Source organism: Sorangium sp. So ce1504 (assembly GCF_051521635.1).
Lineage (GTDB): Bacteria > Myxococcota_A > Polyangia > Polyangiales > Polyangiaceae > Sorangium > Sorangium cellulosum_B.
Genome location: NZ_CP150365.1, coordinates 770,464 through 783,397, shown reverse-complemented (window position 1 = coordinate 783,397; position 12,934 = coordinate 770,464). Strand labels below are relative to the sequence as shown.

General features: G+C 70.9%; 8 protein-coding genes. All 8 read right to left on the bottom strand.

Annotation, left to right across the window (positions count from 1 at the left end; all coding sequences use genetic code 11):
* Positions 1-29: 29 nt before the first annotated feature.
* The 8 genes from WMF39_RS02945 to WMF39_RS02910 all read right to left on the bottom strand — a co-directional run bounded on the left by WMF39_RS02945 (position 30) and on the right by WMF39_RS02910 (position 12,931).
* Positions 30-812 carry a hypothetical protein gene (locus WMF39_RS02945; protein ID WP_437744032.1) on the bottom strand — a complete coding sequence of 261 codons (783 nt, stop codon included), beginning with the start codon at positions 810-812 and terminating at the stop codon, positions 30-32.
* A gap of 636 nt (positions 813-1,448) precedes the next feature.
* On the bottom strand, positions 1,449-4,850 hold the full coding sequence (locus WMF39_RS02940) for a GAF domain-containing protein (protein ID WP_437744031.1): 3,402 nt from the start codon (positions 4,848-4,850) through the stop codon (positions 1,449-1,451).
* A gap of 104 nt (positions 4,851-4,954) precedes the next feature.
* Positions 4,955-5,800 carry a lysophospholipid acyltransferase family protein gene (locus WMF39_RS02935; RefSeq protein ID WP_437744030.1) on the bottom strand — a complete coding sequence of 282 codons (846 nt, stop codon included), beginning with the start codon at positions 5,798-5,800 and terminating at the stop codon, positions 4,955-4,957.
* A 140-nt stretch (positions 5,801-5,940) separates the two neighbouring features.
* Entirely contained in the window at positions 5,941-7,398 is a 1,458-nt protein-coding gene (gatB, locus tag WMF39_RS02930; RefSeq protein ID WP_437744029.1) for an Asp-tRNA(Asn)/Glu-tRNA(Gln) amidotransferase subunit GatB, read from the bottom strand.
* Positions 7,399-7,505: 107 nt separating this feature from the next.
* Entirely contained in the window at positions 7,506-8,180 is a 675-nt protein-coding gene (locus tag WMF39_RS02925) for a NuoI/complex I 23 kDa subunit family protein (RefSeq protein ID WP_437744028.1), read from the bottom strand.
* An 11-nt stretch (positions 8,181-8,191) separates the two neighbouring features.
* Complete coding sequence (locus WMF39_RS02920) at positions 8,192-9,958, bottom strand: complex I subunit 1/NuoH family protein (protein ID WP_437744027.1); 1,767 nt, start codon at positions 9,956-9,958, stop codon at positions 8,192-8,194.
* Positions 9,955-11,637 (bottom strand): 2Fe-2S iron-sulfur cluster-binding protein, encoded by a 1,683-nt coding sequence (locus WMF39_RS02915; RefSeq protein WP_437744026.1) that lies wholly within the window; start codon positions 11,635-11,637, stop codon positions 9,955-9,957. The genes WMF39_RS02920 and WMF39_RS02915 overlap by 4 nt, the downstream gene beginning before the upstream one ends.
* Positions 11,638-11,716: 79 nt before the next feature.
* Positions 11,717-12,931, bottom strand: a complete 1,215-nt coding sequence (locus tag WMF39_RS02910) for an NADH-quinone oxidoreductase subunit D (RefSeq protein ID WP_437744025.1) — start codon at positions 12,929-12,931, stop codon at positions 11,717-11,719.
* Between the last annotated feature and the right edge of the window lie 3 nt (positions 12,932-12,934).

The following is a 12,934-nucleotide window of genomic DNA, read 5'->3' as shown; positions in this document are numbered from 1 at the left end:
GGCAGCCGGTCCGCCCCGCGGGCGCCACGTCAGGCCTGGATCAGGCCGCCATTGCTGCGGGAGGCGTGGCGCGCCTCCGGCGCCGGCGCGTGGGCGCTTTGCGCCGCCAGGATCCTTCGGTTCAGGCTGGCGGACGACTGGAGCAGGAGCGGCGCGAGGTTGGTGCCCGCGGGGACGAGCTGTACGTTCGGGTTGCCGCTGGAATTCCAGCCTGCGTTGATGTCGAAGCTCAACGAGACCTCGGGCTCGCTGGTGAGGTTGATCAGGGCGGCCTGGCTGAACGCCTGGAAGATGACCGTCCCCGTGTTCACCGCCGTCGTGGCGAACTCCAGCAAGACGAGCTGGATTGGCGCGAAGACATCGAGCATGTTGCCGTAGAGCGGGAAGGCGCAGAGAGGCGTCGCCACCGCGCTGCCGCTCACCGACTGCACCTGCGAGATGCCGCAGACCATCTGCGTCGTGGTCTGGTTCGCGATCGAGATCGCGTTCTGCGTTCCACCGGTCACGACGGTGCCCGTGCCCGCCGGGCTCGTGACCTGGAGGATGTCGCCGAGGTTCATGTCGTAGGACGCGCTCGCCTTGATCTTGCCGCCGGGGATGATGGCGCTCTGCGAGGTGTACCCCTGATACTGCTCCTCCCACGAGATGGTGGTATCCAGGGAGAAGTTCTTGGTCTGGAACCACACGAGCGGCGCGCCGCCCTGGATGCTCGTCTGCACCCCCTTGAATCCATACAGAAAAAATCCGCCCGACTCCAGGGCGTTGAAGGTGTTCTGGTCCATAGCAATGTCGATCGAATAGGGCGTGGCCATGGCGATGCTCTCCTCTCAGAAATCCTTGTGCATTCGCCTGGAGCCGCCGGCGCCGCGCATCGACGCAGGTCATGGGATCCGAGCGATGCTGCGTCCAGAATTGCAACAAGAATGCCAATCGAAAACGTGGCATCACGGACGCGCGACCGGAAGAGAGGGCAACAACTTGCCCGGCGGCCCCTCCCCTGACGGCAACCCTTTGCCCAGGGCAACAACTTGCCCTCGCCCCCGAGACAACCATTGACGGCGGACGTGAGGAGCGCGACGTCGGCGCTTGAATGAACGCGGCCGACCGCTCGCTCCCCGAGCGGCTCGGCCCCTACCGAATCAAGCTCGCCCTCGGTCAGGGGGCATGGGCGCCAGGGCCGTGAGCGCCGGGGTGGGGGTGTGCGCGGCAGCGCGCGGGGGGCGCGCTGGAGCACCGAACGAGGTGCCATAAGGTCCCAGCAGGCTCCACGTCCCAGGCGCGCCTTGTGTGGCGCGCAACGGAACGTCTCAGAAGGCAAGACCCGAAGTGAGACATGCCGGGCGGTGTTTCATGCGCAAGCTCTCCCGCCCCCGTCTTGGCGGATGGCCAGCGCCCCCCGCGCGCTGCCGCGCACACCCCCACCCCGGCGCGTGCCCCCGGATCCCCCGTCAGTCGTCCCGGGACCAAGGCATCAGCCCGGTCGCCAGGCATTTCACCGCCGCCGCCAGCTCGATCGGTTCGATCGGCTTGGGCACGTGCATCTGGTAGCCGGCCGCGAGCGCCCGCACCCGGTCCTCGGTCCGCGCGTACGGCGTCAGCGCCAGCGCCGGCGTGCGCCCCACCTTGCGCGGCAGCAGATCCCGCACCCGCCGGATCAGCGAGTAGCCGTCCTCCCCCGGCATCCCGATGTCGACGACGAGCAGCGCCGGCTCCGACGTCTCCAGCAGCTTCAGCGCCTCGTTGCTCGACGTCGCCGTGCTGACCTCGGCCCCGCAGCGCCGCAGCACCGCCGAGAGCATCGCCAGCGTGTCGGGATCGTCGTCCGCGATGAGCACCCGCACCCCGGTGAGCCGCGGGAACGGGTTGCGCGGGTCGGGCGCGATACCCGCGTTCGTGAGCGCCGTCGCGGTCGCGCCCGTCGAGAGCGGCAGCTGCACCGTGCACGTCGTCCCGCGCCCGGGGCCGGCGCTCGTCACGCGCACCATGCCGCCGTGCAGCCCGACGATGTGCCGCACGATCGACAGCCCCAGCCCGAGCCCCCCGTGCCGGCGCGCGCCGCTGTTGTCCTCCTGCCGGAAGCGCTCGAAGACGTGCGGGAGCGAGTCCGCCGAGATGCCCTCGCCGTCGTCGATCACCTTGACCTCGGCGAAGCGCTCGTCCTGCGAGAGCTGCACCTGCACGAGCCCCCCAGGGCGCGCGAACTTCACCGCGTTCGAGAGCAGGTGCCACACGACCTGCTGCAGCCGCGCAGGGTCGCCCTCGACGAACACGCCCTCCGGATCGAGCCTCGTCTCGATCGCCACGCCCTTGCCCGCGGCCGACGGGAGGATCGACTCGACCGCCGTCTGCACCGGCAACGTCAGCTCCACCGCGAGCCGCTCGATCTTCAGCGTGCCCGTCACCACCTGCGACGCGTCGAGCAGCTCGTCGATCAGCGTCACCTGGTGCTCGGCGTTGCGCTCGACCGCCGACAGCGCCCGCGTCTCCGCGACCCGATCGAGCGAGCCCGCCTGCATCATCCTCGCCCAGCCGAGGATCGCGTTGAGCGGCGTCCGCAGCTCGTGCGACACCGTCCCGAGGAACTCGTCCTTCAGGCGGTTCGCGTCCTGCACCTCGCGGTACAGGCGCGCGTTGTCGAGCGCGAGCGCGGCCCGGTGCGCCACCTCCTCCGCGAAGGCGACGTCGGACCGCTCGAAGAACCGGCCCGACTCCGACGACACGAGCGAGATCGCGCCGAGGATCCGCCCGCGCGCCCGGAGCGCCACCACGAGGTACGAGAGCGGCGCGAGCGTCCGGTTGGCCGTGGCCTCCTCGCTCGTCATCGCGTCGTGCAGCAGCACGTCCCCGCGGACGTCCGCGTAGAGCTCCGACCGGCCCGTGCGCAGCACGCGCGCCACCGGGCCCGGCTCGCCGTCGACCCGGCTCGGGTGGAAGTACCGGAGCAGCGGCTCCTTCAGCGGGCTCACGTGCGCGGCCGCGACGTGGCGCAGGCCGAGGCCGTCGTCGATGTCGACCAGGCAGAAATCGGCGAGCACCGGCAGGACGAGCCGCGCGAGCGACTGGAGCGTGGCCGTGAAGTCCAGCGACGCGGCGAGCGCCGTGCTGAGCTCGGCCAGGAACGCGAACCGCCGCGCCGCCTCCTCGGCCTCGGCCCGCGCCGCCTGCACCCGGATCAGCCGGGCGCGCTCCTCCTCGGCCCGCTTGCGATCAGTGATGTCGCGGTGGATGCCGACAAGGAACAGCGGGCGACCCTCCTGGTCGTGGACCGCGTACGCCGTGATCTCGATCGGCACCTCGGAGCCGTCGCGCCGCACGCACGGGACCTCGCCGACGAAGGTGCGCGCGTCCTCGATCTGCTGGAGGATCCGGGCCGTGCTCTCCTCGCGGACGTCGTCGCGGTGGAGGAGCGCCATGCTCTTGCCGACGATCTCCTCGGACAGGTAGCCGAAGATCGACTCGGCCTCGCCCATCCAGTACCGGATGTTGCCCTCGACGTCCGTGACGAGGATGGCCTCGGGCATCTGCTTCAGCACCTCGTGCGAGAGGTGCATGGCCTCCTCCGTCTGCAGCGCGGAGAGGCGCGCCCGCTCGAGCGCCTGCGCGCTCTGCTGGACCAGCGCGAGCATGAACGCCCGGTCGTCCTCGGTGAACGACTGCGGCGCCGAGAAGCCGAACCCCACGGCGCCGAGCACGCGCCCCTCGAGGAAGAGCGGGATCGCGGCGTACGCGCGCTCGCCCGTCGCGACGCAGCACGACGCGAAGCCCGGCTCGAACTCGCCGAAGCGCTCCTCCGACTCGAGGAAGATCGGCTGGCGCTCCCGGACCGCGCGCGCCAGCGGCAGCTCCGCGCCGAGGTCGAAGCTCTTGAAGCGCGCGATCTGCGCCTCGAGGTAGCCCGTCGAGCGCACCGTCTCGAGCTCACCGCCGAGCCCGGCGCGCAGCGCCACCACGCCGGTCATCGCCCCGGCGGCCGCGACGACGTCGCTCGCGAGCACGCGGAGCACCGCGGGCGGCGTGATCGCGTCGGACAGCGCGGCCGTCACCGCGAAGAGCCACGCGGCCCGGTCCGCGCTCCGCTCCGCGGCGTGGCGCGCCTCCTCCGCCTTCCGGTAGAGGTAGGCGTTGTCGAGCGCCAGCGCCACGCGGTGCGCGAGCTCGGCCGCGAGCACGAGATCGTCCGCGGAGTAGATGCGGTTCGACTCCGAGACGCCGAACGACAGCACGCCGAGCTTGCGGCCGCGCGCGATGAGCGGCACCGCCATCGCCGACCGCGTGCCGAGCTGCTCCAGCGCGGCGGCGCGCTCGGCGGCCTCGTCGCTCTTGTCGCGATCGAGCTCGTGCAAGAGCTCGGACTCGCCGCTGTGCAGCACCTTGGCGATGCCGAGGCGCTCCTCGGCGTCGGGCGAGATCGCGCGCAGGAGCCCCTCGCGCTCGGGGTTCACGTGCTTCGCGGCGACGCGGCAGAACCGCCGCCGCGTCGCGCCCGCCTGGCCCGCGCGATCGGAGCCCGCCGGGTCGGAGTCCGCGGCGGCGCGATGGCGCCGGGCCGCGTAGATGCCCGCCACGGGCGCCGGGTCGATCCCGTCCGGCCCGGCCAAGAACGTGGGACCGCCGTCCGACGGCGGCGGCGGCGGCACGGAGCCGACCAGGCCCATGGCGTCCGCGGCGCCACGCTCGATGAGATCGACCGTGCACCAGTCCGCCAGGTAGGGCACCGACAGACGCGCGAGCCGCTCGAGGATCGTATGAGGGTCAAGCGATCCGGTGAGCTGCTCGCTCGCGTCCGCCAGGAACATCAGCTCATTATGGATCGCCCCTCCGCGGGGCGGCTTCAGGACCTGCCATGCCATGGCGGTCTCGCTAGGGTTGCCTTCACGCTCCATGGGGTCGCCGGCGGCCCGCATCGTAGCGAGGGCCGATCGCAGAAGCCAGCGGCGCAGGAGAAAGCGCGGCGCTAACCGTCGGCGGCGAGCCGCGCGCGGGCGCGGTGGACGAGCGCCTGGACGGCGCGGTGCGATTCGTCGCGCACCTCGCCGACGTCCTGGCCTACCGTGGCGATGGGCGCGCCGACCTCGAGCGCTACCGGGATACGTCGCGCACGGCTCACCCGGGCCATGTGCGCCGTGAACGACTCGTCGACGTAGGAGGACTCGGCGCCGCCGTACACGAGCCCCACGGGGACGATCTCCGCGCCAACGCGGCATGCCGCGGTGAAGCCGCCCGCGCGGAACGGCCGCACCTCATCTCCGGAGAACGTGGTCCCTTCGGGGTAGACCATCACACCACGGCCGCCCTTGAGCGCGGAGCACATCGCCTGGACGACCGCAGAGCCGCTGCGCTTGCTGGAACGGTCCACGAAGAGCGTTCCGACGCGGCGCGCCGCCATGCCGATGACCGGCCATCCAGCGAGGTCGGCCCGGCTCACGACCGTGGCCTCGAAGAAGGCGAGCGTGATCATGATGTCGAGCGCGGAGCGGTGGTTCATCACGAACAGCCGGCCGAGCCCAGCGGCGTCGCGTCCAGGGCAGTACCCGGCGCCCGCCGGATCGGCCGCGCCGTCGGCGCGCCCCGCCGCGAGCTCACCCTGGAAGAGCCCGCCCGCGCGCACGTCGAGTCCGTAGAGCTTCAGGAGCGCGCGCCCATACCGGCGCATCCATGTGTGGAGGACCACTTCGCGGTCGGCCGCGGGCGAGATCGCGGTGTCGACCTCGAGCAGGCCGTACATGCCGAAGGTGAGGCCGACGAAGCCGGCCGTGCGGAGAGGGAAGCGGAGGGCGTCGAGGGGGCGAGCGCTGACCATGCGTCGGATGTCCTTCCCGCTCGGGGCGATCGTAGAGCCAGGGCTTCAGCGAGGCGGAGGCGCCGGGCGCGCCCCGGCTCGCGCGGCGAGACGCCGGCCGGCGGCACCCTATTTCACGCTTGCGCTCGGAGAAAGCCCCGTCACCCGCTCGTGGCGGGAGCTCCCTCGAGCAGTCGCTTCAGCACGTCGTTCACGACGGCCGGGTTCGCGCTGCCCCCCGTCTTCTTCATGATCTGGCCGACGAAGAAGCCGAACAGCGCGGTCTTGCCGCCGCGGTACGCCGCCGCCTGCTTCTCGTTCGCGGCGATGACCGACGCGGCGACCGCCTCGATCGCGGCCGCGTCGCTCATCACGGCCATGCCCTTGTCGCGGACGATGTCGCCGGGCGCCCGGTCCGTGCCGGCCATCTCCATGTAGACCTCCTTGGCCTGCTTGCCGCTGATCGCGCCCTCGTCCACGAGGCGGAGCAGCGCGGCCACCTGGCCGGGGGCGACCGGGAACGCCGCGGAGAGCCCCGTCGTCCGGGTGTCGCGCAGCACCTCGCCCTGGACGAAGTTCGCGACCTTCACGGCGTCGCCGTGGAGGCGCGCGGCCTCCTCGAAGAACGCCGCGATCTGCGGGTGGCCGGTCAGGACCGACGCCGCGTACGGGGTGAGGCCGAGCGACTCGGTGAAGCGGCGCCGCTTGTCGACCGGCGGCTCCGGGAGCGCGCCGCGCACGTCGGCGAGGAACGCCTCGTCCACGACGAGCGGCGGCAGATCCGGCTCGGGGAAGTAGCGGTAGCCGGACTCATTCTCCTTGTCGCGGAGGAGGTACGTCTCCTTCTTCTCGGCGTTGTACCCGCGGGTCTGCTGCCGGACGCGGCCGCCCTGCTCGATGAGCGCGATCTGCCGCCGGATCTCGAGGTCGATCGCCTCGGCGACGAAGCGGAACGAGTTGATGTTCTTGAGCTCCGTCCGCGTGCCGAGCTTCGTCTCCCCCACCTTGCGGACCGAGACGTTGGCGTCGCAGCGGAAGCTGCCCTGCTCGAGATTGCCGTCGTTCACGCCGATGAACATGAGGATCTCGCGCAGCCGCTTCAGGTACTCGGCCGCCTCCGCGCCCGAGCGGAGGTCGGGCTCACCGACGATCTCGATGAGCGGCGTGCCGGCGCGGTTGAGATCGACGACCGACAGGCCGCCGATGCCGTGGACGTTCTTGCCGGCGTCCTCCTCCATGTGGACGCGCGTGATCCCCGCCCGCATCTTGCCCGCCTCGGTCTCGATCTCGAGCTGGCCGCGCAGCGCGAGCGGCCGATCGAACTGGCTGATCTGGAAGCCCTTCGGCAGGTCCGGGTAGAAGTAGTTCTTCCTCGCGAAGACGCTGCTCTCCTGGACGGCGCAGCCGAGCGCGAGCGCCGCGCTCACCGCCATCCGGACCGCCTCGCGGTTCAGGACCGGGAGCGCCCCCGGGAGGCCGAGGCAGACCGGGCACGTGTGCGTGTTCGGCGGGTCGCCGAAGCTGGTCGCGCAGCCACAGAACGCCTTGGTCCGGGTGAGGAGCTGCGCGTGGACCTCGAGCCCGATGACCGCCTCGAAGGAGCCGTACGTCGTCGCCATGACCCGCCCTTCTAGCAGAACCTCAGCCGGACGAGAGGCGAGATGCCCGGGCTCCGCCGCCCGGCAGGCGGCACAACGGCACGGCCTACCGGGGGAGGAAGACAGGCTCAGTGATCCGCGTGGTCGCGCGAGAGGCCAGGGTGCGTCGGGTCGCCCGGCTCGTGGCGCTTGTTCGCCGTCAGCCGCGAGCCCGAGCGATCGGAGAGGCTCATGAGGAGATCGCGCCGGTAGATGAACTGCTCGCGCGAGTCGTAGGGCACCGCGTGGAGGCCGGTGTCCATCCGGATGGCGTCGACGGGGCACGCCTCGACGCAGAAGCCGCAGAAGATGCAGCGGAGCTCGTCGATGACGAAGCTGCTCGGGTACCGCTCGTAGCCTTTCCGCCGATCGCCGTCGGGGTACTCGGCCGGCTCGATCGCGATGCACTGCGCCGGGCACGCCGTCGAGCAGCAGAGGCACGCGACGCAGCGGGGCGAGTTGTCCTCGCGCAGCGTGAGCCGGTGGATGCCCCGGAAGCGCTCCGGGTAGGGGCGCTTCTCCTCGGGGTAGCTGATCGTCGTGACGCCCGGCTCGAGCGCGTGCAGCACCGGGTCGGGCTTCTGGCCGAGCACCATCTCCTTCGTGTTCTTGAAGAAGTGCTTCATCGTGATCCCCAGGCCCTTGACCATCTCGGGGATGTAGGCCTGGACGTCAGCGCTCCGGACTGGCCGCGGAATGGGCTTGCCGGCGACCGGCCTTCCGGCCGGCTTCGTCCACGTGGTGCTGGGGGTAGCTCTCGCCATGAGATCCTCCTCTATGCCTGCTGCGGCGACGCCTTGGTGCCCCCCGCCGCGGCCGCGAACCGGGAAGAGGTGGAGTTGACGGTGCGCTGGCGCTCGATCGGCTCGAGCAGGCCGGCGATCAGCGCCACGACCGCCGCGAACCCGCCCAGGGCGACGACCGCGTGGGTGACGTCGGCCGCGACCTGGAGACCGCCGACGAGCCCCGCGGGCGCCGAGTCGACGGCCAGCACGACGATGCCCGTGACCATCATGTTGACGATCGTGAGCGGCAGGAGCTTCGTCCACCCGAGCCGCATCACCTGGTCGTAACGGAAGCGCGGCAACGTCCAGCGGAAGAAGACCTGCACCCACGCCATGAGGATCGTCTTGCCGAAGAACGCCAGCACGTAGGTCAGGCTCACGGCGAAGTGGGTCATCTTGTACTGGAAGAGCGTCGCGTCGCCGAAGGCGATGTTGATGCCGTCGCGGTCCAGGAACGGCAGGTGGTAGCCGCCGAAGAAGAGCGTGACGAGGAGCGCGCTCGACGTGATGAGCTCCACGTACTCGCCCGTCATGAACATGCCGAACTTCATCCCGGAGTACTCGACGAAGTAGCCGGCGACGATCTCGCTCTCGCCCTCGGGCTGATCGAACGGGATGCGCTTCGTCTCGGCCGCGAGGGCCGCGAGGAACAGGACGAACGCGAGCGGCTGGACGAAGATCCCCCACGTGTGCTCGGCCTGCCACTGCACCATGTCGCCGAGCCGGACGCTGCCGTAGATGATGAAGAGGCCGACGACGCTGAGGCCCATCGCGACCTCGTAGCTGACCATCTGGCTCGCGGCGCGCAGGCCGCCGAGCAGCGAGAACTTGTTGTCGCTCGCCCAGCCTGCGAGCGCGGCGCCGATGATGCCGGTGCCCGCCATCGCGAAGATGTAGAGGATGCCGACGTTGAGGTCCGCGACCTGGAGGTTCACGACGTGGCCGCTGCACGTGAACGCCTGGTCGACCGTCCGCTTGAGCAGCGGGAGGTCCCCGAAGCCGAAGACCCCGTCGCCGTTGTCCTCGAAGCAGAGCTTGTCGCCGAACGGGATGACCGCGAACGTCACGAGCGCCGGGAACATCGCGAGCAGCGGCGCGAGCGAGTGGAGGAGCCGGTCGGCGTTCTTCGGGATGAAGTCCTCCTTCCAGATCATCTTGATCGCGTCGGCCGCGGCGTGGAGCGTGCCGAGGAGCCGCAGCGGGATCTTGCCCTCGGGCACGCGCAGCGCCGCGTAGGCGCCCGTCACGAGCAGCAGCGCGCCGAGCAGCACACACGCGATCCGCGCGACGACGGGCGCCGCCGAGAGCGGGACCGCCTGCGTCAGGAAGAAGACCGCGACGTGGGCCATGACGCCCCCGTAGAAGATGTTGCGGGGCTCGACGCGGGCGAGCGCCTCCTCAGCCGGGTTGATCGGGCCGCCGCTGCGGGCCGACGCGCAGAACACGATCAGCCCGAGCCAGGCCACGGCCACCGCGAACTGCGCGGCGGCCACCATCGTCTCGGCCGCGGCCGGCGCGGACGCCGGGCGGGTCGCCGTGAACACGGACAGCGCCGCGAGCAGCGCCGGGGGGAAGAACACGATGCCCCGCACGACCAGGGACGGCAGGTAGACGACCGCCCGGTTCGGGCCGACGCGGTCCTGCACCATCGCGCCCTGGCGCCGGTCGGCCCAGGTGGCGATCGCCGCCATGTTCAGCAGGAACAGGACGACGATGAGGATCTTGACGATCGCGAGAACGAGCTCGACGCTGGTCATGCCGTGGCCTCCGTCTTCTTCGGCTCGACCCGCGCGCCGTCGGCGGCGGCGGGCGCCGGCGCGGCGTGCGCGGAGGGCGCCGCTGCCCCGGCTGGCCCACCAAGCGCCGCGCCGGGCGGCATCGCGCGGCGGAGCTCGGCCAGGGTCTTCCACCCGGTCTCGTACCCGAGCGCGCGCCCGAGCCGGCCGATGAGCTCCCAGGCCGGGCGCGCGTCGCCGTGCGGGAGCAGCGCCCGCTCGCTCCGCTGCGCCAGGCCCTTGCCGTTCACGTACGTCCCCTCGGCCTCGGCCCAGGAGCACGCCGGCAGGGCGACGCGCGCGGCCTTCGCGAGCGGCCCCTCGTGGGCGGCGATCGTCACCACCCCCTTCAGCCGCGAGAACGCCCGCTGCGCCTCGCCCGCGTCGACCTCGAGGTCCGACCCGAGGGCGACCACGTACGCGTAGTGCCCGGACGCGATCCCCTGGATCAGCTCCGCGACCGGGCGCGGCGGGGTCGCCGCCGCGATCTGCACAGCGCCGCGGGTGTTCGGGTTCTTGTCCTCGCTGATGAGGATGTCGTCGCCCTGGCCGAGCGGCTTGCCCGACACGAAGAAGTCGGTCGCGCCGAGGTACGTCGTGGCGAGGTGGTAGAGCGCGAAGTTGTCCTCGTTCGAGTGCTGCGCCGACAGGACGATCGCGACCTTCTGCGGGTCGTCGCCGTGGCCTGCGAGCTGCTCCTTGGCCGCGGCGAGCGCGTCGTCGACGCTCGCGTCGTCGTTGCCGACGAGCGCCGTGAGCAGCCGCCCATCGACCGCGTGCCGGTACGAGAGCATGCCCTCGTCGCACATCCAGTACGTGTTGACCGCCATGTTCTCGCGGGGGCGGTGCCGGTACGGGGTGTTGTTGCGCGGATCGTAGTCGAGGTAGGCGTTGCAGCCCGTCGCGCAGCCCTGGCAGACGGTCCGGGCGCTGCGGAGGAACCAGACGCGCGCCTTGAACCGGAAATCGCGCGACGTGAGCGCGCCGACCGGGCAGACGTGCTCGGTCATGAGCGTGTAGTTGTGGTCGAGCTCGCGCCCCGGCGAGACCGTGATCTCCCCGAGGTTGCCGCGCTCGCGGACGGAGAGCACCGGATCCCGGGCGAGCTCGTTGCAGACGCGGATGCACCGCGTGCAGACGATGCAGCGCTCGGCGTCGTACACGATGGTCGGGCCGAAGGTGACCGCCTTCGGCTTGTGCACCGGCTCCTGCCGCATCCGCTTGCCCTTGCGCTGGTGCTCCAGCCAGTAGTCCTGGAGGCGGCACTCGCCGGCCTGGTCGCAGATCGGGCAGTCGACCGGGTGGTTCAGCAGCAGGAGCTCCTGCACCGCCGAGCGCGCCTCGGACACGTGGTCGCTGTTGTCGGACAGCACCTCCATGCCGTTCGCGCAGGCCATCTGGCAGGCCGGCTGGAGCTTCGGCTTCGCCGCCGGCACGTAGTCCTGCTTCGCCGCGTCCCAGCGGAGGATGTCGAGGCTCATCGCCGGCCGCCCCGGCGGCGGCATCACCTCGACCAGGCACATCCGGCAGTTGGCGGCGACGCTGAGGCCCGGGTGCCAGCAGTAATGGGGGATGTCGATCCCGGCGCGGTGCGCCGCGCGGATGATCGTGTCACCGCTCTCGAAGGGGATCTCCCTTCCGTCGATCTTGATCGTAGGCATCGTGCTCTCGATTCCCGGCGGGGCCGCGGAGGGCCCTTGCTTTCCTAAGTCGATGACGGGAGCGCTCCTCGCGCCGTCGCTAGTGGTCGCACTCCCCGCCGATCATGTTGAGGGAGCCGAAGGTCGGCACGACGTCGGGGATCATCAGCCCGGTGATGAGCTGGGAGAGCCCCTGCGTCGTGGCGAAGCACGGCGGGCGGATGCGCACGCGGTACGGCGTGCCGCTGCCGTCGGACACCAGGTAGAAGCCGAGCTCGCCGTTGCCGGCCTCGGTGTACGAGTAGCACTCGCCCGCGGGCACCTTGATGCCCTCCATGACGATCTTGAAGTGCTGGATGGTCGCCTCGATGGTCGTGTAGACCTCCTCCTTCGGCGGCAGCACGATGCGCGGATCGTCGATGTTGACGGGCCCCTCGTCGGGCATCTGCTCGAGCGCCTGCTCGATGATCCTCCCCGCCTGGCGGATCTCCTCCTGGCGGCACATGAACCGATCGTAGTTGTCGCCCCGCGTGCCGACCGGCACGTCGAAGTCGAAGCGGTCGTAGACCATGTACGGGTTCGCCCGGCGCACGTCGTAGGGCACGCCGGTCGCCCGGAGCACGATGCCGGTCCAGCCGAGCGCGAGCGCGTCCTCCTGCGAGATCTGCCCGACGCCGTCGAGGCGGTCGAGGAAGATGCGGTTCTTGAGGATGAGCTTCTCGGCGTCGTTCACGAGCGCGAGCACGCGCGCGAGGCCCACGCGGACCATCGCCTTGAAGTCGGCCGTGGGCGGCCGCGCCATGCCGCCGACGCGGCCGAAGCTGTGCGTCAGGCGCGCCCCCGTCTCCTCCTCGAAGATCTCCCAGAAGATCTCGCGCGCGCGGCACAGGTAGAGGAACGGCGTGAAGGCGCCGAGCTCCATGGCCATGGCGCCGCTGCAGATCATGTGATCGCAGATGCGCGCCAGCTCGCCGAGGATCACGCGGTAGTACTGGCAGCGCTCGGGCACCGTGACGCCGAGCATCTTCTCGACCGCCAGCGCGAAGCCGACGTTGTTGAGCATCGGCGAGACGTAGTTGAGCCGGTCGACGTACGGGAAGACCTGCGACCACGTGCCGCGCTCGCACATCTTCTCGAAGCCGCGGTGCAGGTAGCCGATCTGCACGTCGGCCTTGTTGATCGTCTCACCGGACAGCTCGAGCACGATGCGCACCGTGCCGTGCATCGCCGGGTGGGACGGCCCCATGTTGAGGAGCATCGGCTCGCTCGGTAGGTCGAGCTCGGCCTCGTCCAGCTCGCGATCCAGGGGTTCCATGGG